The organism is Ruminococcus flavefaciens 007c (assembly GCF_000571935.1).
Classification (GTDB): Bacteria; Bacillota; Clostridia; order Oscillospirales; family Ruminococcaceae; genus Ruminococcus; species Ruminococcus flavefaciens_F.
Genome location: NZ_ATAX01000024.1, coordinates 60,966 through 80,890, shown reverse-complemented (window position 1 = coordinate 80,890; position 19,925 = coordinate 60,966). Strand labels below are relative to the sequence as shown.

The window sequence follows — 19,925 nt, the reverse complement described above, 5'->3', positions numbered from 1 at the left end:
ATTGACAAAAACATATCAAAGAATAAATGAGTAAAAAAACATTATTTCTTGTAAATAAGCCTCAAAACGAGCGTAAGCAAAAGCTTGCTCATATCACTAAAATACTTTATTGGCTCAAAACTGCGCATATATTTGTTATATCTCTCTGACGGCTTTCTTCTGAGTCTTCCCTCAAAAAGAAAATTCTTTTCAAGAAGTTCGTCTATATCCTTTATCGAATACTTATAGTACGCCACAGGCATATCAGCAGCTCCCGACAATTCAATGACCTTAGCAGTAAAAGACATACAATTATTAGCCTTATATATTCTGAAACCATGAAGCAGAGGCATTGTTGCCATTGAAAAAAGGTTGAAAACTTCATCATTGTCATTTTCACATTGTTCAATGAATCCGAGCACCGCATTATAGTGCGTATTATCAGGACAAAGCCTGAATACCTTTATTTTTACATCTTGATGCTTTCCGAAGGCATAATAATCCCTGTATTCATGTGTAAATCCTGCATCAAAGGGAAAGCTATGATACCTTCGCGAATAGCTTACAAAATCTGTAAGACTTCTGTCAAGGCTGACCGCGATATGGGTATATTCATAGCCTGTAAATCGTCTCGCAATGCTGCCGAGTCCAGTATGAGCGCGTATAAGAACGATATATATTTCTTTCATTTTTTATCAGTCTCCTTCAGACGTCTGAGGAGCCCTATCTGCATTCTGAACATCTCATAATACATTGGAATCATACCTATAAACATTACAATATCCATTACAGTAAATCCTGCACTTCCGATACAGATAATTTCTCTGTCACCGAATATGATTCCAAGGATACAGACAGAAGCATATGCGAGGTGCGCTTCGATTGGTCCGAGGCGCGGGAAAAGAAATTCATTGTAATATATGATATAATTCATCATTGTTACATTGATGATACCGTAAAGCGGCGCAGCAAAAGCCGCAACTGCCATGTGGCAGTATGGAGTCAGACCGAAAGAAAGAAGCAGAAATGTTGAAAACAGGACATCCGTTATCAGATCAAAATATGCTCCTTCTCTTGAAGACATTCCCCTGCTTCTTGCCACATATCCGTCAAGATCATCTGCTACAAGATGTACTGCAAGACCGATTATGGTACCAATGAAAAAAAACGGACTTATATTAGCAAGAAGTGTTGCTATAATTGCGAATAATCCTCCAAATGCACCAATAAGAGTCATATCATTTGGTGTCAGGCTTTTGGGTATATGAACGCCTACGTGCTTGTATAAAAACTGCTGAAAACCCGTTTCAAGCTTGCTCGGTATAATCTTTTTTAAAGGATTGGTATATTTTGTTCCCATATTATCCTCCAAATTTAAATAGATTTTTCAGCATGGACTTTATATAATAGCCATAATCAAGAAAATCGTATATACCTTCACGTTTTCCCTTCAGAAACAGCTTTACTACCAGAATGTGATAATACATATAATAATTTCTCACACTCATCTTCTCGGGCTTTGCAACTACGTGAAGATAGTCCCAATGGCTCGGATCATCTGTGATAAGTCTTCCGCGGTATTGTTCATAAAGTTCTGATGACATCTCCGGTGTAAAGATCGAAATAGCCGTGTGTCTGACTTTATGCCTTTTTATCCATTTATATATACTTCTGAAATCCTTGGCCGTAAAATCGAGATCCACAATGAACATTCCCATTATGTTTATACCGACTTCGTTCAGGATACGGACAGCCTCAGCATTTGTTTTCATGCCTGTTTTTTTATTATAATTCTTCAGCCTTTTGCCGTCAGCCGCTTCAAGTCCAGTAAGAATATAGTAAACCCCTATATCCTTGAGTTCCTGCATAAGATCAGCATTAGCAGCTATAAAATCAGCTCTGCCATAGCATACAAATTTCTTTTTTATACCGCGCAGACGTATTAGATTTATAAAACGTTCTATTCTTTTTCTGTCGAACAGGAAATCATCATCTATTATATATATATTATCACAGTTAATTTCTGCAATTTCGTCAACAACATTATCTATATCCCTTGCAGAGTATTTTCCGCAATTCATTTTGCTCCTACAGCAAAAACTGCATTTGTAGGGGCAGCTGTAAGATGTTCTGATGTGAGCACAGGGTAAAAGTTCAAGATAACGGTATCTGTCGGTATGCTCGTAATAATAGCTTCGGTCTGCAAGCGGAAGCCTGTTAATATCAAAGGGAACAGCCTCTTTTACTGTCCACTTTCCGTTTTTTTGTATACATATACTGTTTTCGGGTTCTATATCATTCAGGATATTCACTATATTAAATATATCAAAGGAAGTAACAACGTAATCTATATAGCTGCAAAAAAAACGTCTGTAATTGAGCTGAACATGAAGTCCTCCAACTATGGTTATGCAATTCATGTCTTTCGCCGCAAGGCAGTATTCTTTCATGAAGTTTTCCTGTCTTGTGCGGCCGCAAATATATACTGCAAACGGCTCTATTTCATGAAGTTTGTTGATAAACGGCTCTTTTTCCACTTGTCCGTCCCAGATAAAGGGGTCAAAGCCCTCTTTTTTCAGCAAAGCAAAGATATACTCAAGTTCAAGAGGCTCATTATCTATGACACCTGCAAAATTATATTTTGTGCGTGAGATCTCAGGGTGTACAAGAAGAACTTTTTTGTTCATTTTCGCATTTCCTCCGTAATAAGCTCGTTGTATGCGATCTTACCAACAAGAGTTTTCGGGAAACTGTCAACAAATTCGATCTCCTTTGGAATTGCATATGCCGATACATTGTTCTGCATTAATTTTTCAAGCTCTGATCTTACTTTTTCCCGAGAAGCACCTTCTCTGAGCATAACGAATGCTTTCACCCTCTGTCCTCTGAGTTCATCGGGAATCCCCACTACAGCACACATAGCAACGTCTTTATGTGAGCTTATTACGTTTTCTATTACCTGCGGATATATATTGTATCCGTTTGACACTATCATACGCTTCAGTCTCTGGCGGAAATATATGTATCCATTTTCATCCTTGCAGCCAAGATCGCCTGTATACAGCCATATATAGCCGTCGCTGTCTTTCACGAGGGTATCAGCCGTTTCATCGGGCTCCTTATAATATCCTTTCATAACCGTAGGTCCGCGTAGAATGATCTCGCCTGTTTCTCCGTCAGGCAATTCCCTGCCGCTTTCAGGATCTATGATCTTATAAAAAGTATCCGCATACGGCAATCCGCAGGTTCCAGTCAGCGTGCATTTATCCGGGGTAAGACAGCTTCCTGTAACACATTCCGTTAAGCCGTAGCCTTCCCTGACAGTACATTTGCAGCCGTGTACCTTAAGCATCTCATTGAGCTTTAGTTTGGTGTTTTCTGCAAGTGAATCGCCGCCGGAGATGACGCATTTGATAAAATCAAGCTGTTTTCTTTCAAATCCGTCGCTCCTTAACATAGCTTCATATATTGCGGGGACGCCTGCAATAACTCCTGGTCTGTATTTAAATATAAGCTTATCAAACTCGGCAACATTGAATTTTGGCAGTATTACAGCAGTTCCGCCGAATGTGAGAACTGTATGTATACAAACACCAAGTCCGAAACCATGAAATACAGGCATTACCGAAAGGACTCTGTCACCTTTTTCAAGACAGCCACAGGCGTCAATGCTCTGAAGTGCCAGTGCATTGAAATTAAGATTTGTAAGCATTATTCCCTTAGGCTTACCTGTGGTACCTCCGCTGTACAGAATAGCTGCGCAATCATCGGCTCCGCCGTGAGTATTATAATACTTGTCCCCAGGAGCTGCGCGCAATATAAACTGCTTCCAATCAGTGAATTCACTTTTTTTCACACGCTCCTTTATTTCTTTGAGCTTATATCCTGCTTTGTATAAAACAGGCATCTCATCAGCAGGAGATATTACAACAGCAAGTTTTACATTAGCTTTTCTGACTACCTTTCTGAGCTTATCTGCGATAAGATCAACAGCGAATATATATTTGCTCTCTGTAAGTTTAACATAATTGATTATTTCGTTTTCCGAAGACAAAGGATGGATCATATTAGCAACGGCTCCGACTTTGCTTACTGCATAAAACAGGTAAACCGCCTGTGGTATATTGGGAAGACATATGGATACACTGTCTCCCTTGTTTACGCCTGCCGCTGTAAGAGCACAGGCGCATCGATTAATTTCACGTATCAATTCACGGTAAGATATTGACCTTCCGAAGTATTCAAGAGCACTGAGGCTTCCGTATTCCTTGGCACATTTTCTTATATGATCGTATATAGAACACTCCGGATATTCAAGATGTCTTTTCATATTCAGTCCTCCACTCATCATAGGATGAAAATCTTTTACTCTTTAGTTCATCCTGCGGCATTATCTTCATTAAAAGCTCAGCCACAGAATTGTATATTTCTCTGTTGATTGTATCCGTATCTTTCCCTGCGGGATAAACAGGACTTCCGATTTTTATTGTTACTCTTCCCCTGAAGGGCTTATACTTACCTGATATAGCATATGGGATAACCGGTGCCCCCGTCCTGTATGACATAACAGCAGCTCCGAATTTGAAGGGCAGGAGCAGCTCAGAGGTATTATTTCTCTTTGCTTCCGGAGAAACATTTACTATTTCTCCTTCTTTAAGTGCTCTGACTGCTGCATCAAGTGCGTCAGGATTACGTGCGCTGTGAAGATCTACGGGTATCGTTCCCGCGCCGCGGAAAATAAATCCGAATTTACCGTCGTGAAGTTCTTTTTTAGCAAGGGTACATACAATCCTTTTTGTACATACATCAACAAATATTGGATCAAAAGCGTGTTTATGATTGCCTGCAAGAACAGCAGCTCCGTCACTCGGAATATTTTCCCTGCCGATTATTACAGGCCTGAAAAGAATATGAAAAAGTGGTTTGAATATCAGTCTTAATCCCCTATATATAAGTTTATTTTCTTTTTTCAACAAGGCTCACCTTCATTAAATAAACCTTACTGTAGCATCTAAAGGTTTACATTCTTCATGCAGATGCAATGGCCCGGAATCCTTTGAAGGATAACCAACAGGCATAATAAGTACCGAGCTTTCATTTTCGGGAATCCCAAGCTCTCGTTCAAGTCTGGAATTAGAAAAGTAATTGACCCAACAGCTGCCAATGCCAAGCTCCCATGCCTGGAGCATTACATGAGTGGCTACAATACTTACATCTTCTACACCCGAACGAACTCCGCTTTCCAATGGATTCTTCCAGTCCTCATCCTTATTATAAGTAAAAACAAGTATTGTTCTTGCACCGAAAGTACATTTACTTATCTCTCGGAGCTTGCTCAGCATCTCATCACTCTGGACAACATATATCCTCTGAGGCTGGTAATTACAGCCTGTAGGCGCTGCATTCGCTGCTTTCAGTATAATCCCGAGATGCTCTGAAGTTATCGGCCGGTCGTCAAAGCTTCTAACTGAGTATCTGCCTGACGCAAGTTCCATAAATCCCATAGTACATTCCTCCTCTATCATAATGTATTATACCACTTTTAGATATTTCTTTCAAGTTAGACCGCTTACATAATAAATGATAACACAAACCGCATCGCTTTTTAAAGTGTCATCAGTCACTCAGAAAGTGACATTTGTCACTATATAAGTGACGAACGACATCTTACTTTTTTAAGCAAGCAGTGTTATCATATAATCACAGAAGCAAACCACCCCGATAAACAGAAAGGATGATGATTATGTTAATCACATTGTTTATATTAGCAGTTATTGTACTTCCTTTTGCGATCCCGCTTATAATTATATCATTAAGTAACTCCAAGGAAGAACAGCCGACTCCATACAGAACAGCATATCCTGTCAACAACTATTATAACAGGAATATGCCTCAGTATCTCAATCAGCCATATCCTAATGCTATAACACAGCCACCATTCCCTGTGATGCCTCAGGGCGCAAATATCACACCTCCGCCTGTACCTGTTAGACCGATACCCCCAAAAAAGAACAAGCCAGACATGACTGTTTCAAATATTTTATTCCTTATAGGAACAGCCTTCATCGTTCTTTCGGGACTTGCATTTGGTGTTGCAGGCTGGGTACATACAACACATATAGGCAGAGTTGCTATAATCGCAGCAGCCTCAGCTGTATTCCTGATACTTTCGGTTGTTATCAGCAAGGCCCTCAGGCTTTCGGGAACATCAGTTTCATTCTATATTCTCAGCACTGGTCTCGCAGCGACCTCATTCCTTACAGCCGGATATTACAAGCTAATGGGTGAATGGTTCTCATTTAGCGGAGACGGTGTATTTGCACTTATTGCTACATCATGTCTTATAGCTTCAATAATGCTTTATGCAGGAAATGCTGTATTCCAGAAGCTTCCCCTTATATGCACCGCACTTTCCACCACAGTTCTTACTGTACTTTTCGGCATTGTCCAGGTATGTGACGATATTGAAATAGCTGCACCTGTTTTCATCGCAGCTCAGGCATTAATCATTGCAGCACTTTACGTATTCAAGGCAGCAGAAGGTAAAAAGTATGAACTTCCGATAAAAATTGTCGGAATCTGCGCAGCAGCTTTATACGGAGGCATTGCTTTAATCTATGTTCTTGCATCATTCTTCGATCCTACTATATCCTCTATTACAATAATTACAGTTATAATTGCTCAGCTGATGTATTACGGAATCATCAAAAAGATAAACGGCCTTATATACGCAGAATCGATCGTATTTTCATTTTTAGCACTCATTATCGGCATATATACAGCAAATACTGCATCAGACAAGACAGCGACACTTACATTCTCAGGTATTATGATCGCAAGTTATCTTATCCATCGTTTTGTCCCTGCTTTAAGATCAACATTTACAGAAAGCTCAACTCTCAGCGTTTCAGCTTTCGGAGCACTTATGTGTCTGACATCAATGACAAGAGATTCATTTATGCCTGAAATTATAATGGTAATGATAAATTCAGCTTTGATCGGTACATATGTATTCGATAAAAGCAAGGCAAAACAGATCGCAGCAGGCGTTACTGCTCCGTTTATACCTTTCCTTGCTTCGATCAGACTCGGCGATATGATTAGCGGCAATTTTTCAACCGGATCAAATGCATATACGATCTGTATGAGCGTATTTTCGATGATACTTATTATATCAGCGGCTATCATGAATTTTATGCCCAGGATAGCTCCCGTCTTCAACACAAAATACCCACGTAAAACCAATGCAGCACTTTATACGGATCTTTCATTTGCAGGCTTTATCCTGATGTTCCTCTCATGTGCAAAGGAACTCACATATATTCCCGCTGCTATATGCCTTATACATTTTGCAATGTCAAATAAGCTCCGCAACAACATTACAGCGGTCTTCTCGTCTATATCATTTGTTATTGCGATCCGCACAATTTTAAGAAACTCGAATATCCAGAGCAGCACAGTAAATCTCATGGTAATGATGTGCATACTTATACTCTACATGGGCATTTCAAGATTTGTTTATCATAATGCTACGATCTGCTGCACTCATGAAAAGCTCGTAATTGATCCGATGCTTGCAGCAGGCTGGCTTCCCATAGCTTTAATGCTCGGAACAACAAGAACAGCTTGTTTCTTTACCCTTTTAGGTTCTGCAATATACTGCGGATGCTTCATAAAAAAGAACACCTCTCAAACTACTGCATCAATACTTCTTTCTACCTCAACACTGCTCACAGCAGCAGCGCTTATTGCAAGACCTTTCTTCCTTCCCGAATCCAGAGAAGTATCCAGCAAAATAACAATCGCAATCATCGCACTTACAGGACTTGCCTGCCGTTACATATGGCGTGAATTCAAAGAAGCATCAAAGTATTCTTCAAATACCATATTTATTATGTCCTTTATAGCTCTTCTCTTTGATGCAATGATTTTTGATACCGCATTGAATACGATATTTGTAATGGGAATAATGATCCTTGTTCTTATTATATCAATAGCTGTAAGATCAAAGACATGGTTTATCGCATCAGCAGCAAGCCTCTTCACTATAACAGTTTATGCAACAAGAGAATACCTCATGGCACTTCACTGGTGGATATACCTCTTCATAGCAGGTATAATCCTTATAGGAATCGCCTCTATCAACGAATACTGCAAAAAGAACAATGAAACATTAAAGACCTCAGTTGCCAAGAAATTCAGCGGCTGGTCATGGTAAGATATTAACGCTCCGATTTATTCGGAGCGTTTTTATATACAGTATTTTTTACGATTTCTGTTGATATTTAGAAAAATGTATGTTATAATTCAATAAGGAGGTGCAAAATGATAGCAAACATAGTCTCAGCAATTCTTCTTTTCCTTGGACTTTGCGGCATGATAGGCTCACTCACATGGATCATAAGGCGCGGCAACCAAAACCGACTTACGAGATTATTCCTGAGCTGCCAGATCTCAATAGTTCTCTGGCTTATATCAGAGCTTCTGATCCTATTTTCTTACACCAAACAGCAATACTGGATCAGCTACATAATCGGAAATTTCGGCATAAGCTGTTTCGGACCACTTTGGCTGATGCTGTCAGCCGAATATACAAACACAAGTGCTGTTGTAAAAAAACTTACAAGACTTCTGCCCCTCATTTCGATATTTGCTATATTTGTTGTAATCACTAATCCGCTACACTATCTCTACTACTCTGTATTTGAAGCAGGAAGCGCAGAATATGGTCCTTTGTTCTATACTTTTCAGGTCATATATTACACATGCATCATAACGGGTATATCAATAATCTGCCTAAAACACACAAAACGCTCTGATCAGATGACAAAGCAGTCCATACTTCTGATACTTTCAGCTGCAATACCTCTTGGCATTAATACACTTTCACTTACCGGAATACTAAAATCAAAAGCAACTCTTACCCCACTCTTCTTTGGAATATCGAGTTTACTTATAATAATAGCTCTTGGAAGATACGGACTGCTAAATATCAATAATCTTGCTATACGTGATACTATCAATAACATCAACAGTGGTGTAGTTATTTTCGATATAAACGGAAATATTTCCTATAAAAATAAGTATGCGGGCAATATTTCATTCCTTTCGGGTATCCATAATATCGCTCAGCTTGTAAAAACTCTGAACGATGTAACTGCAGAAGAGATCTCGCCTGATTTCTCTTCAACGGAAATCAAATTTGAAAATGATTTTTATAATCTTAAACAGAGCTATTGCGAAAATAAAAACGGCAATACAGTTGCAAGAATAATTACCATAAACAATGTTACTGAATATCATGAGCTGGCTCATGCTGAAAAAAAGCTCAGTCTCGAACAGGAACGGAATCGCATAGCTCAGGAAATGCACGACTCGGCGGGTCATACCTTCACTATGATAAGCTCTCTCGCAAAGCTTCTAAAATTTGAAGTCGAACAGGGCAAACAGGATACTTTGAAAATTATGGAAAATATCTCTGAAATCGACGGACTTTCCAGAAGTGGTGTAACTCAGTTGAGATGTACCATAAACAATCTTAGGGATGACGAATTCATGACATCCGTAGTCAGAGCAGTAAAAACAGTTACCACAGCAGTCCGAGGCGTTGACATTGACCTCTGTATACAAGGTGAGGAAGACGAACGATACGGCTTCTGTATCAAGGAAATGTATGACAACTGCCGTGAAACAGTTACGAACGCTCTGAGATATTCCGATGCAACAAGAATAGATATAATACTCAAATTTCTCGAAGAACGTATCGAAATGTACATACTTGATAACGGCAAAGGCTGTAATGATATCTCAGAACATAACGGTCTAAGGGGAATACGCGAAAGAACTGAAGCACTCGGCGGTACAGTAAGATTTTCTTCTGTAAAGGGCGAAGGCTTCAATACAATAATCAAGATACCGATCAAAGAGGTGGAAATATGATAAATGTTATATTAGCAGATGATGTAAAGATACTCCGTGCAGGTCTGAAAGCTGTTCTTGCAAGTGATAGCGATATAAATGTTGTTGGTGAAGCTTCAAACGGTAAAGAAGCTTATGAAATGAGTGTTAGAATGAAGCCTGATGTAGTGCTTATGGATATGAGAATGCCCGATTACGACGGAAGTTATGGTACCAAAAAGATCAAGGATACTCTTCCGAACGTAAAAGTTCTCGTTCTTACAACTTTTGATGACAAGGAAACTGTGGATAAAGCTATTGCAAGCGGTGCTGACGGTTATATCCTGAAGGAAATGGATAACGAAAAGATTATCAATTCCATCAAAGCTGTCTCAGGCGGAATAAATGTTTTCTGTGACAATATATTCCGCTCTATCAAAAAAGAAGTATTTGTTCAGCAGGATGCTAAGAATTTTGACCTTACCGAACGTGAAATTGATTTTCTGAAGCTTATTTGCGACGGAGCTGATAATAAAGAGATCGCATCAGAGCTTTTCCTTGCAGAAGGAACCGTAAGAAACGGAATATCCCGTCTTCTTGAAAAACTCGGCTTGAAAGATCGCACACAGCTTGCTGTCTTCGCAATAAAAAACAACATAATATAAATAAAAAAGCGGAAGATTTTTTCTTCCGTTTTTTATTAAAGTGTTGCATTTCTTATATAAAGGTGGTATAATGTCAATTGGTTCAACTAATTTTACAGAGAGGTGCTTTATGAGTAAATTCAGAAAACAGCATATGTCTATTGACTGGCATGAGATAGTTGACAGCGAAAGTACCGAGCCGGCCCTGAACGCTTCCCTGAGCGAAAAAGCTACTCTTGTTGGAAGAATAGGGCTTATGATGCTTTCAGTAGGTACTGCCGCATGGCGTGTAAGAGCATCAATGAACAAAATCGCCCGCGCGCTGAAAATAACCTGTAATGCGGACATAGGTCTCCTTTCTATCGAATATACCTGTATAGGCGGAGGAGAAACATATACAAACGCAATTTCACTTAATACAACAGGAGTCAATACCGACAAACTCAATGAGCTTGAAAACTTTGCAGACGGTTTCGCAGAACGTGCAGAAAAGTATTCTGTCCAGCAATTTCACATGATACTCGATAAATTTCAGGATATGAAAGGCAATTACAAGGCATGGAACCTTGGTCTTGCTTCCGCTATAGCCTGCTGTGCCTTCACTTTTCTGCTTGGCGGAGGCATTGTTGAAATGATATGCGCCTTCTTCGGTGCAGGTGTCGGCAACTTTATACGAAAGAAAATGCTTGAAAAGCATATAACTCTTTTTGCAAATGTTTCAGTCGGAGTTGCGTCTGCCTGCTGTACTTATGTTTTGCTGATAAAACTTGCAGAACTTCTGTTTAATTTTTCTGCGATACATCAGGCTGGTTATATCTGCTCTATGCTTTTTGTCATTCCCGGTTTTCCCCTTATAACAGGCGGACTTGATCTTGCAAAGCTTGATCTGCGCTCAGGTATAGAAAGAGTGACCTATGCCTTGCTTATAATAAGCGTTGCTACTCTGACAGGCTGGGTATCTGCGCTTATTTTCAATTTTCATCCGCAGGATTTCGAAACATATAAGCTTGATCCTCTGCTGCGTGCAGCCTTGACACTGATTACAAGCTTCTGCGGAGTATACGGTTTCTCTCTCATGTTCAACAGTACAAGAAAAATGGCAGCTATTGCAGGCATGATCGGAATGATTTCCAATACGCTCCGACTTGAGCTTATTGATACTGCGCATATTCATGTAGGACTGGCTGCATTTATCGGAGCACTGACCTCAGGCCTTCTCGCATCGGCTATACACAGATGGATAGGTTATCCAAGAATTACATTAACTGTTCCTTCCATAGTTATTATGGTTCCTGGAATGTTTATGTATAAAGGTATTTATTACATTGCACTTAACGATATTTCTTCCGGAGGCCTGTGGCTTACAAAGGCCGTCCTGATAGTGACAGCTCTTCCCCTTGGCCTTATATTTGCAAGAATACTTACCGATAAGAACTTCCGTAAGAGCAGCTGACAATATAATACACTCATAAATAAAGGCTGCCATTACGGCAGCCTTTATTTTCAAGATATTATCTCGTAAATTTCGGTGAAGACTTCATCGTCAGCGTTAAAAGTGTCTTCAAGATCAACAAATGTCTTATCAGCAGACACTTCCGTCCGTTCATTCCTACTGAATGAGACTGTAATGCCTCCGTCAGGAGCAATATTTATTACCATGCAGGTGCAATACTTTCATTCTCATCCAATGACTCACGATCTGGATTTATGTACGATCGTTCCGCCTGTCTTATAAATGCTCTCGGATGGTATCACTCCCCTTACACAGCTTGTGGGATAAATATTTGAATTACGTCCTATAATTGTTCCGGGATTGAGTACACTATTGCAGCCCACTTCAACAAAATCGCCCAGCATTGCTCCGATTTTCTTTATGCCGGTCTCAAGCTGCTCATCAGACGACTTTATAACTACATTTGTCTTGTCGGATTTTACATTTGACGTGATCGAACCCGCACCCATATGAGATTTATAACCGAGTATACTGTCACCGACATAATTATAATGCGGAGTCTGGACATTGTCAAAAAGAATTACGTTTTTCAGCTCTACGGAATTTCCTACAACGCAGTTTTCTCCGACGAGTGCACTTCCTCTTATAAAGGCTCCATGACGCACCTCAGTACCTGCTCCGATAATACACGGAGCTCCGAGATATGCAGTCGGAAATACTTTAGCACTCTTATGAATCCATACATTTTCCGAAGGATTATCATATTCATCTGAACTGAGAGTATTACCAAGTTCAATAATAAAAGAGCTTATCCCCTTGAGAGCCTCCCACGGATAAGTGAACTTAGAGAGATAATCCTTTGCCGCCGTATGTGAAAGATCATAAAGATCCGATATTTTAACGTTGTCCATAAAACACACTCCTGATTTTCATAAATAATGCACATAATATTATACTCTGTTTGCTGCATAATGTCAAGAAAATATATGTGAATTTTATCTTTAATCTATGACTTTACTTTTCTTGAAAAATATGGTAAAATATATTCTGCACTATTTTTCAGTGTTCTTTTACGGAATATATCCGTTTTCTCACAGGAAGTGAAATAAATGAAAAGTAAATATATATATATACTGAAAAATCCGCTGATGACTGTTATGCTTTTTATCACAGGTATTATGTGCTTTTCGCTCACATCTTCAAGTAAATCATCTAATGATATCACAGTAAGAAAAGAATTTATAACAGCTGTAAATACTGCTTCATCAGCTCTTGAAAAATCAATTCCGGATATTATCATTACGACAACGGTTACAACGACATCTACCACGACCACAACTACTGTAACAACTTCAAAATTCGAGGTTTGTGTACCGACAGTCAGCTGTGGCAGCTCGCCGAACAGCAGCTTTTATCACGAAAGACTTGCAATTGCAGGAGATTCTTTGGCTCTCGGTTTTAATGTATACGGTTTTATTCCTGATATTCACAGTATTTCAGGCGAATCAGTATCAATGTGGAATCTTGATTATTTCACATTTGATATGGGACAGGGTGAAATGAGCATGATCGATGCTATTGATTATGTTCACCCGAGGCTTCTGTATATTTCCGTCGGAATGAATGATGTAAACCTTAATTACCCCGAACCATACATAAAACGTTATCGTGAGGTTATTGACGAGATAATAATACGTATGCCTTACGTTAATATAGTTGTTGCAGCAATAACCCCTGTTTGTTCCTACTGTGATATTGTCCGCAACGACATAATAAGAGAGTACAATTCGGCTCTTGAACAAATGGTTAAGGATATGGATTACGAACAAGTTGTCTTCTTTGACGCTTATTCGGTCGTCTGTGACAAGAACCTTGATCTTCGTGAAGATTACACTTCAGGTGATGGTATGCACCTGTATATTCCATGTTATACCGATATACTCACAGCTCTCTTTGATTTCCTTGACACCACTGATTTCAAAGAAAGACTTGATAGATGAATAAACGCCTGAGAAATATTATTCTCAGGCGTTTTTATCATGTATTCTTGTCAACCTCATGGAATTTCTTAAGATTTCCGATTTTTTCGTTTCTTTCGTCAAGTACACGCTCAACGTCAGACCAGTCAAGACCCTGATTTGCGCAGAGCACCATAACATGATAAAGAAGATCGTTTATCTCGTTCATAAGCTCATCATTATCGCCGTTCTTTGCTGCGATAACAGTTTCGGTAGCTTCCTCACCGACCTTTTTGCAGATCTTGTCTACGCCCTTTTCAAATAGGTAGCAGGTGTAGGAATTTTCAGCGGCAGTTCCGTTTTCAAACTGCTTCTTCCTTTCCTTGATAACCTCAAAAATCTCCTGATATACTGTCATTATTCATTCTCCTCTGTATTATATATTTCGTTGAAAAAACAGCTGTAACTGCCTGTGTGACAGGCAACTCCGGTCTGCTCAACATTTACAAGCAGTGTGTCATTGTCGCAGTCTCCGTATATAGAAACGACCTTCTGTAAATGTCCGGATGTTGCGCCCTTATTCCAGTATTCCTGACGGGAACGGCTCCAGAACCAGGTATATCCTGTTTCAAGAGTCTTTTTCAGGCTCTCCTTGTTCATATATGCAAGCATAAGAACCGTTTTTGTATTGACCTCATAACAAATCGCAGGGATAAGCTCTCCTTTTTCAAAGAATTTGTCGAGATCATTCATTTCTATTTTTATCATACTTACTCCTTTATAAATAGCTTACGCATCTCATGTCCAGAGTGATGTTATAAACATCGGTGAAGCATCATCGGCTTTTCTGAATCCGCAGTTTCCGTAAAACTTAAGCTCATCGTTGTAGGCAATTACTGCGATCCTGAGATAATCCCTGTAATGCTCCTTAACCATGTCCACAAGTGTGCGTCCGACTGTTAGTCCATGATATTCAGGATCGACAAGCAGATAATGCACGTATGCGTTCATTATACCATCATCCATGGCACATATCATACCAATAAGCTTTTCGCCGTCCCATGCACTGTACACAGTACTGAAATTTTCCATCGCGACCTTTAGCTTATCCGGGAAATGCCCCGACGACCATTCGACCGAAAGAAAAAGCCTGCGAAGCTGTTCAGCCGTAAACTCATGAATATCCTTATATATGATATTCATACTGCTTTGTTCTCTTACTTTATCCAGGCTATCAACACGTCTGACAGTGAAATACTTGCTGAATTCCGCTTCCCACATATTCATCTCATTTTCAATATCTTCACCGTTTTGACTGTTCATTATGAACCACACATTTTTACAGCCTGTTTTAGACATCTGCGGCAAAAGATAGGCAAATCCCCATTGAACATCAGCTTTTTCGTCTTCAAAACCATTTCTGGCATCAATGACAAAATCGGATTTCTGCTTTCTCAACAATTCAAGAGCAGCTTCCGTAGGCTGACGATAATTCATCAGATGAGCTTCTTTTTTCCATGTAAGAAGTACCAATTCATCATTTTCAAGGAATTCAACATCTGCGTATTCCGATGTATAATATCTCATATTTCCCCCTGTTGCAATAAAAATACTATGCTTAGACCTTTATATCCACCATTCAGGCGTTAACTCACCCAAAGTCATTATTATCCCTTTGGAATAATCAATCATTATTTCAATATCCTTATATGATTCAGGCATGAGCTGCACCATAAGTTCACGACAGGCACCGCAGGGAGCACCTCTCCCCTCAACAGGAGGTATACAAAGAACTTTGTCTATTTCCTGTTCGCCGTTTGTGATCATATTGAAAATCGCATTTCTCTCAGCACATATTCCAAGAGAAGAACAGGTATCTATACATACACCTGTATATATCCTGCCTGATTTACTGAGAACAGCAGCTGAAACCTCGCCTGCCGTAACATACTCAGAAATACGTCTCGGTGCAAGGACAGATTTTGCAGCCGCATACATTTCTTCCCATATTCTTTCCATATCTTATCTCACGATAACTCCTTTACCGCGGCAGTAGTCCTTTACTTCACCGACAGTCAATTCCTTAAAATGGAAAAGTGAAGCAGCCAGTGCAGCTGTTGCACCGGTCTTTTCAAAGACCTCATAGAAATCATTGATCTTGCCTGCACCTCCGCTGGCAATAACAGGAATTGAGCAGTTATCGCAGACTGCTTTGAGCATAGGGATATCAAATCCCTCCTTAGTACCGTCAGCGTCTATGGAGTTAAGACATATCTCTCCTGCACCAAGCTTCTCAATAGTGTGAACCCAGTCGATAAGGTCGATACCCATATCTTTTCTGCCGCCGTTAATATAGACAGTCCATTTATTGTCTGCAATCTTCTTTGCATCGATACCTACACAAATGCACTGGCTGCCAAAGATGTCAGCTCCGTCCTTGATGAGCTGCGGATTCTGAACAGCCTGTGAGTTTACAGACACCTTATCAGCGCCTGCACGAAGAGCTTCTCTTATATCGTCTACTGTCTTGATACCTCCGCCAACTGTCAAAGGCACGAATACCTTCTTGGCTGTATCTCTGACAACATCGAGAAACACTCCTCGTCCCTCGAATGAAGCTGTAATATCATAGAATACTATTTCATCTGCCCCCTGCTTGTTGTACTCCTCCGCACACTCTACAGGATCACCAACATCACGGACTCCCTCAAAATTAACTCCCTTTACTACCTTACCGTTTCTTACATCAAGGCAAGGGATTATTCTTTTTGCAAGCATTACTTCACTTCCTTTTATAAATTCAGACCTATTCATTCGGTCTTTTCGTTTTTGTACATCCTTATCGGTAAATATACCGTAATAGGCAATGCTATCGCCCATGTTTTGGATATTTATCCTATTTTTATCATTTCATCGCATATTCTACAGCTTCTTTAAGGTTAAGTGTACCCTTATATATCGACTTACCACAGATAGTTCCGTAAAGCCCCATTTCCTTGCAGGCGATAATATCATCCATTGTGTGGACTCCGCCGCTTGCAACGATATTTGCTCTGCCCTCGGTAACGTCAGCCAGCTTTTTGAGTTGCTCGCGGTTAACTCCCGAAAGAGTGCCGTCCTTGGAAATATCCGTGAATATAAAGTACTTCACGCCCGATTCTATCATTTTGTTTGCAAGGTCGATATAGTGTACATCAGAGCTTTCAAGCCAGCCTTCTGTTGCGACCATTTCATTCATAGCATCGATCCCTACAACTATCTTCTCGCTGCCGAACTTCTCAACAGCTTCGCAGACAAGTCCCGGATTTTTAAGAGCAACAGAACCAAGAATAACTCTTCTGATACCCATATCAAGGTACTCCTGTATAGTCTTTATGCTTCTGATGCCGCCGCCAAGCTCAACTTTAAGATTTGTCTTTTCAGCCACATCTGTATAGATCTTTGTATTAACAGGCCTTCCTTCTTTTGCTCCGTCAAGATCGACCATGTGTATCCATTCGGCACCAGCTTCTTCAAAGCTTTTTGCGGTTTGAAGATAATCGGAAGCCACCTTCTCCACTGTGGAAAAATCACCTTTGAACAAACGGACGCAATTTCCGTCTTTAATATCTATTGCGGGAAAAATTAACATATATAATCTCCTTAATTTACGTTTTAAACTCCTGAGTATTCATTACAGCTGTAATATTCGGCTTCGATATCATATGTCTCAATATAAGGGACTCCGTCAAAATATATCCAGCGTTCTATAAACACAGGCTCCACAGCAAAAAGCCTTTCATCCTCCAATGATGTGTAGGCGTCATAGGAGCCTTTATAGCACTCACGAAAAGCATAGCAAAACACATCATTATCAAGCGGACTTCCGATCTCTTTGCATATACCTTCGATCTGGATATTATCAATACAGAGCGCAACATTTTGATTGACGGAAATCTGTCGGTATTTTCTTAGTTTCTTGTCAGTCTGAAAATAGAACTTTCCATCTATCTGTACAACACTCATCATCCTGGATGAAACCTTGTCCTTTACAGATGTTGAAAGCACCATTTTTCTTGCTTTTCCAAAATCAGCAAAAAAAGACCGAAGCTTTTCTGAAAACTGCTCCATATCAAATTCCTTTCAGCAGCTTGTTTCGTATCATATCAGCGTGTTCAGCCGATAATCCGATATGCTCAAAATAGCCTTCTATACTTCCGAAACGCAAAGTAAAAAGGTCTATAAAGCCGCTCATACTCTTTTCATTGGCAAGAACGATGTTTCTGTCAACCTCAGGGTGAGCTTCAAGAAACGCTTTTAGCCTTTTCTTGTTATATTCACGGCTGACAACATAATCACTGACAATAATATCCCTTTCAACACCGCAAGCCATAAGAATTACAGCACTCACAACTCCAGTCCTGTCTTTCCCTGCCGTGCAATGGAAAAGGACACCTTCCAGAGCTTCAGCAAGGACTTTCATAACATTTGGCATATTTTCTGCTGCAGCTATGCTGATATACGACACCGGAACTGCTTCAAGGCTCTCCGGAACTCCGCTTCCCTCAGTTATTGGAAAATGGTAATACTTAAATCCTTTCAAGTCCGCAAGGCCGTTAGGAGTTTTCAATATCTCTTCCTCTGTGCGCATATCAATTATAGTAGTGATACGACACTCAAGAAGCTTCTCGATATCCTCGGCTGTCTGATCTGCAATAACATCACTTCGCCAGAATACCCCGAATTTTGTGATATTTCCGTCAGCTGTTTTTTTGCCGCCAAGCTCCCTTGTATTGAGTGAACATGAAAGCAGGCTTTTGTATATCATATAAGTTCTCCGAAGCTGCGCAGTATTTTCAGACCTGTTTCACCGCTTTTTTCAGGGTGGAACTGTGCTCCGTAAACATATTTTCCATCATAAACCAATGCAGGAACTCTGCCGCCATACTCAACATAAGCAGCAATATCCTTATCTTCACAATGTGCCTTATAACTGTGGACAAAATATACATACTCATTTTCGCCAACATTCTCAAGAAGCGGGCAGGAATTGAGCTTTTCAAGCTTGTTCCAGCCCATATGAGGGATTATGAGATCAGGCTCTTCCATTTTGCGGACACTGCCGCCGATAAGACCAAGACCATCACATTCCTCAAACTCATATCCTTTCTCGAATATGAGCTGCATACCAAGGCATATGCCGAGAAAAGGCTTTCTTGCCGCCTCTTCTTTTATAGTATCCACCAGGCCTGTAGCCTCGAGTTTTTTCATAGCAGCAGGGAAAGCGCCAACTCCGGGAAGTATCACAGCATCGGCAGCCTTTACAGACTCCTTGTCACTGACAAGTCGGCTTTCAAGCCCGAGATAATCCAAAGCATTCTTTACACTGAAAATATTACCTGCACCGTAGTCTATTATAGCTATCATCAGAGAACTCCTTTCGTTGAAAGAGTCGATCCGTCAGAATTTTCGGTGACCGCTGTTTTGAGAGCGTGAGCCACAGCTTTGTATACAGCCTCTGCCTTGTGGTGGTCATTGCTTCCGTAAAGGAGGTTTATATGAAGTGTCATTCCTGAATTGAAGGCAAACGCACGGAAAAACTCCTCTGTCATGCAGAGATCGTACTCACCACAGCTCTGATTTGTAAAATCGCAGTTGAAAACAAGAAACGGCCTGTTGCTAAGGTCAAGACTTGCCATTGCAAGAGACTCGTCCATCGGGATATATGCTGTACCATAGCGGACAATACCCGATTTATTGCCCAGAGCCTGTCCCAGAGCCTGTCCCAGAGCGATACCTGTGTCCTCGATCGTGTGGTGACAGTCTACGTGAAGGTCGCCCTTGACCTTGACTGTCATGCTTATACCGCTATGTACCGAGAGAGCTGTGAGCATATGGTCAAAGAAACCAACTCCAGTATCAATGTCAGCTTTTCCTTTACCATCAAGTTCAACAGAAATCTTTATCTGCGTTTCTTTGGTATTCCGCTCAAAAGATGATTTTCGCATAATTACC

Annotated in this window: 22 protein-coding genes; 5 read left to right on the top strand and 17 right to left on the bottom strand. The window is 40.3% G+C overall.

Annotated elements, in window-relative coordinates:
- Nucleotides 1-41: 41 nt before the first annotated feature.
- Genes RF007C_RS08305 through RF007C_RS08280 form a run of 6 tightly spaced genes read right to left on the bottom strand, consistent with a single transcriptional unit; the run spans nucleotide 42 to nucleotide 5,483 of the window.
- Nucleotides 42-668 carry a hypothetical protein gene (locus RF007C_RS08305; protein WP_037299075.1) on the bottom strand — a complete coding sequence of 209 codons (627 nt, stop codon included), beginning with the start codon at nucleotides 666-668 and terminating at the stop codon, nucleotides 42-44.
- Entirely contained in the window at nucleotides 665-1,339 is a 675-nt protein-coding gene (locus RF007C_RS08300; protein ID WP_037299072.1) for a CDP-alcohol phosphatidyltransferase family protein, read from the bottom strand. The genes RF007C_RS08305 and RF007C_RS08300 overlap by 4 nt, the downstream gene beginning before the upstream one ends.
- Before the next feature lies 1 nt (nucleotide 1,340).
- Nucleotides 1,341-2,666 carry a B12-binding domain-containing radical SAM protein gene (locus RF007C_RS08295; protein ID WP_037299071.1) on the bottom strand — a complete coding sequence of 442 codons (1,326 nt, stop codon included), beginning with the start codon at nucleotides 2,664-2,666 and terminating at the stop codon, nucleotides 1,341-1,343.
- Nucleotides 2,663-4,309, bottom strand: coding sequence for a class I adenylate-forming enzyme family protein (locus RF007C_RS08290; protein ID WP_037299070.1), 1,647 nt, complete (start codon nucleotides 4,307-4,309; stop codon nucleotides 2,663-2,665). Before RF007C_RS08290 ends, RF007C_RS08295 begins: the two co-directional genes overlap by 4 nt.
- Nucleotides 4,293-4,952: a lysophospholipid acyltransferase family protein gene (locus tag RF007C_RS08285; protein WP_037299068.1), complete on the bottom strand. Its 660-nt coding sequence runs from the start codon at nucleotides 4,950-4,952 to the stop codon at nucleotides 4,293-4,295. Before RF007C_RS08285 ends, RF007C_RS08290 begins: the two co-directional genes overlap by 17 nt.
- A 15-nt stretch (nucleotides 4,953-4,967) precedes the next feature.
- Complete coding sequence (locus RF007C_RS08280) at nucleotides 4,968-5,483, bottom strand: nitroreductase family protein (protein ID WP_037299067.1); 516 nt, start codon at nucleotides 5,481-5,483, stop codon at nucleotides 4,968-4,970.
- A 239-nt stretch (nucleotides 5,484-5,722) separates the two neighbouring features.
- Here RF007C_RS08280 and RF007C_RS08275 point away from each other — a divergent pair, with 239 nt between their 5' ends.
- The 4 genes from RF007C_RS08275 (at nucleotide 5,723) to RF007C_RS08260 (ending at nucleotide 11,973) form a co-directional block, all read left to right on the top strand.
- Nucleotides 5,723-8,197 (top strand): hypothetical protein, encoded by a 2,475-nt coding sequence (locus RF007C_RS08275; RefSeq protein ID WP_037299065.1) that lies wholly within the window; start codon nucleotides 5,723-5,725, stop codon nucleotides 8,195-8,197.
- A gap of 107 nt (nucleotides 8,198-8,304) precedes the next feature.
- Nucleotides 8,305-9,918 (top strand): sensor histidine kinase, encoded by a 1,614-nt coding sequence (locus tag RF007C_RS08270; protein WP_037299064.1) that lies wholly within the window; start codon nucleotides 8,305-8,307, stop codon nucleotides 9,916-9,918.
- Nucleotides 9,915-10,541 carry a response regulator gene (locus RF007C_RS08265; protein ID WP_037299062.1) on the top strand — a complete coding sequence of 209 codons (627 nt, stop codon included), beginning with the start codon at nucleotides 9,915-9,917 and terminating at the stop codon, nucleotides 10,539-10,541. The genes RF007C_RS08270 and RF007C_RS08265 overlap by 4 nt, the downstream gene beginning before the upstream one ends.
- A 109-nt stretch (nucleotides 10,542-10,650) precedes the next feature.
- Nucleotides 10,651-11,973, top strand: a complete 1,323-nt coding sequence (locus RF007C_RS08260; protein WP_152537162.1) for a threonine/serine ThrE exporter family protein — start codon at nucleotides 10,651-10,653, stop codon at nucleotides 11,971-11,973.
- 239 nt (nucleotides 11,974-12,212) lie between these two features.
- On the opposite strand, the gene RF007C_RS08255 is transcribed toward RF007C_RS08260, so the two are convergent.
- Nucleotides 12,213-12,884, bottom strand: coding sequence for a UDP-N-acetylglucosamine pyrophosphorylase (locus RF007C_RS08255; RefSeq protein ID WP_037299059.1), 672 nt, complete (start codon nucleotides 12,882-12,884; stop codon nucleotides 12,213-12,215).
- Between the two features lie 198 nt (nucleotides 12,885-13,082).
- Here RF007C_RS08255 and RF007C_RS08250 point away from each other — a divergent pair, with 198 nt between their 5' ends.
- Nucleotides 13,083-13,973: an SGNH/GDSL hydrolase family protein gene (locus RF007C_RS08250; RefSeq protein ID WP_037299058.1), complete on the top strand. Its 891-nt coding sequence runs from the start codon at nucleotides 13,083-13,085 to the stop codon at nucleotides 13,971-13,973.
- Between the two features lie 37 nt (nucleotides 13,974-14,010).
- Here RF007C_RS08250 and hisE read toward each other — a convergent pair whose 3' ends face one another.
- The 10 genes from hisE to hisB form a co-directional block, all read right to left on the bottom strand.
- Nucleotides 14,011-14,349 carry a phosphoribosyl-ATP diphosphatase gene (gene hisE, locus RF007C_RS08245; protein ID WP_028516514.1) on the bottom strand — a complete coding sequence of 113 codons (339 nt, stop codon included), beginning with the start codon at nucleotides 14,347-14,349 and terminating at the stop codon, nucleotides 14,011-14,013.
- The gene (gene hisI / locus RF007C_RS08240; RefSeq protein ID WP_037299057.1) at nucleotides 14,349-14,699 is read right to left on the bottom strand and encodes a phosphoribosyl-AMP cyclohydrolase; all 351 of its coding nucleotides are present in this window, start codon (nucleotides 14,697-14,699) and stop codon (nucleotides 14,349-14,351) included. Before hisI ends, hisE begins: the two co-directional genes overlap by 1 nt.
- 30 nt (nucleotides 14,700-14,729) lie before the next feature.
- Complete coding sequence (locus tag RF007C_RS18245; protein ID WP_343203234.1) at nucleotides 14,730-15,518, bottom strand: GNAT family N-acetyltransferase; 789 nt, start codon at nucleotides 15,516-15,518, stop codon at nucleotides 14,730-14,732.
- A gap of 39 nt (nucleotides 15,519-15,557) precedes the next feature.
- Nucleotides 15,558-15,950, bottom strand: coding sequence for a cytidine deaminase family protein (locus RF007C_RS08225; protein ID WP_019678611.1), 393 nt, complete (start codon nucleotides 15,948-15,950; stop codon nucleotides 15,558-15,560).
- A gap of 3 nt (nucleotides 15,951-15,953) precedes the next feature.
- Entirely contained in the window at nucleotides 15,954-16,709 is a 756-nt protein-coding gene (gene hisF / locus RF007C_RS08220; protein WP_019678610.1) for an imidazole glycerol phosphate synthase subunit HisF, read from the bottom strand.
- 127 nt (nucleotides 16,710-16,836) lie between these two features.
- The gene (gene hisA, locus RF007C_RS08215) at nucleotides 16,837-17,562 is read right to left on the bottom strand and encodes a 1-(5-phosphoribosyl)-5-[(5-phosphoribosylamino)methylideneamino]imidazole-4-carboxamide isomerase (RefSeq protein ID WP_037299055.1); all 726 of its coding nucleotides are present in this window, start codon (nucleotides 17,560-17,562) and stop codon (nucleotides 16,837-16,839) included.
- A gap of 23 nt (nucleotides 17,563-17,585) precedes the next feature.
- Nucleotides 17,586-18,041 (bottom strand): pyridoxamine 5'-phosphate oxidase family protein, encoded by a 456-nt coding sequence (locus RF007C_RS08210; RefSeq protein ID WP_037299054.1) that lies wholly within the window; start codon nucleotides 18,039-18,041, stop codon nucleotides 17,586-17,588.
- 1 nt (nucleotide 18,042) lies between these two features.
- A complete protein-coding gene (locus tag RF007C_RS08205) occupies nucleotides 18,043-18,738 on the bottom strand; it encodes a tyrosine-protein phosphatase (RefSeq protein ID WP_037299052.1) in 696 nt (231 codons plus the stop codon).
- Entirely contained in the window at nucleotides 18,735-19,337 is a 603-nt protein-coding gene (gene hisH, locus RF007C_RS08200; RefSeq protein WP_037299051.1) for an imidazole glycerol phosphate synthase subunit HisH, read from the bottom strand. The genes RF007C_RS08205 and hisH overlap by 4 nt, the downstream gene beginning before the upstream one ends.
- Nucleotides 19,337-19,918 carry an imidazoleglycerol-phosphate dehydratase HisB gene (gene hisB / locus RF007C_RS08195; protein WP_019678605.1) on the bottom strand — a complete coding sequence of 194 codons (582 nt, stop codon included), beginning with the start codon at nucleotides 19,916-19,918 and terminating at the stop codon, nucleotides 19,337-19,339. Before hisB ends, hisH begins: the two co-directional genes overlap by 1 nt.
- Between the last annotated feature and the right edge of the window lie 7 nt (nucleotides 19,919-19,925).

Coding starts and splice junctions, on each gene's coding strand:
- RF007C_RS08305 (WP_037299075.1), bottom strand. CDS start 668: ATGAAAGAAATATATATCGTTCTTATACGCGCTCATACTGGACTCGGC.
- RF007C_RS08300 (WP_037299072.1), bottom strand. CDS start 1,339: ATGGGAACAAAATATACCAATCCTTTAAAAAAGATTATACCGAGCAAG.
- RF007C_RS08295 (WP_037299071.1), bottom strand. CDS start 2,666: ATGAACAAAAAAGTTCTTCTTGTACACCCTGAGATCTCACGCACAAAA.
- RF007C_RS08290 (WP_037299070.1), bottom strand. CDS start 4,309: ATGAAAAGACATCTTGAATATCCGGAGTGTTCTATATACGATCATATA.
- RF007C_RS08280 (WP_037299067.1), bottom strand. CDS start 5,483: ATGGGATTTATGGAACTTGCGTCAGGCAGATACTCAGTTAGAAGCTTT.
- RF007C_RS08275 (WP_037299065.1), top strand. CDS start 5,723: ATGTTAATCACATTGTTTATATTAGCAGTTATTGTACTTCCTTTTGCG.
- RF007C_RS08270 (WP_037299064.1), top strand. CDS start 8,305: ATGATAGCAAACATAGTCTCAGCAATTCTTCTTTTCCTTGGACTTTGC.
- RF007C_RS08265 (WP_037299062.1), top strand. CDS start 9,915: ATGATAAATGTTATATTAGCAGATGATGTAAAGATACTCCGTGCAGGT.
- RF007C_RS08260 (WP_152537162.1), top strand. CDS start 10,651: ATGAGTAAATTCAGAAAACAGCATATGTCTATTGACTGGCATGAGATA.
- RF007C_RS08255 (WP_037299059.1), bottom strand. CDS start 12,884: ATGGACAACGTTAAAATATCGGATCTTTATGATCTTTCACATACGGCG.
- RF007C_RS08250 (WP_037299058.1), top strand. CDS start 13,083: ATGAAAAGTAAATATATATATATACTGAAAAATCCGCTGATGACTGTT.
- hisE (WP_028516514.1), bottom strand. CDS start 14,349: ATGACAGTATATCAGGAGATTTTTGAGGTTATCAAGGAAAGGAAGAAG.
- hisI (WP_037299057.1), bottom strand. CDS start 14,699: ATGATAAAAATAGAAATGAATGATCTCGACAAATTCTTTGAAAAAGGA.
- RF007C_RS18245 (WP_343203234.1), bottom strand. CDS start 15,518: ATGAGATATTATACATCGGAATACGCAGATGTTGAATTCCTTGAAAAT.
- RF007C_RS08225 (WP_019678611.1), bottom strand. CDS start 15,950: ATGGAAAGAATATGGGAAGAAATGTATGCGGCTGCAAAATCTGTCCTT.
- hisF (WP_019678610.1), bottom strand. CDS start 16,709: ATGCTTGCAAAAAGAATAATCCCTTGCCTTGATGTAAGAAACGGTAAG.
- hisA (WP_037299055.1), bottom strand. CDS start 17,562: ATGTTAATTTTTCCCGCAATAGATATTAAAGACGGAAATTGCGTCCGT.
- RF007C_RS08210 (WP_037299054.1), bottom strand. CDS start 18,041: ATGGAGCAGTTTTCAGAAAAGCTTCGGTCTTTTTTTGCTGATTTTGGA.
- RF007C_RS08205 (WP_037299052.1), bottom strand. CDS start 18,738: ATGATATACAAAAGCCTGCTTTCATGTTCACTCAATACAAGGGAGCTT.
- hisH (WP_037299051.1), bottom strand. CDS start 19,337: ATGATAGCTATAATAGACTACGGTGCAGGTAATATTTTCAGTGTAAAG.
- hisB (WP_019678605.1), bottom strand. CDS start 19,918: ATGCGAAAATCATCTTTTGAGCGGAATACCAAAGAAACGCAGATAAAG.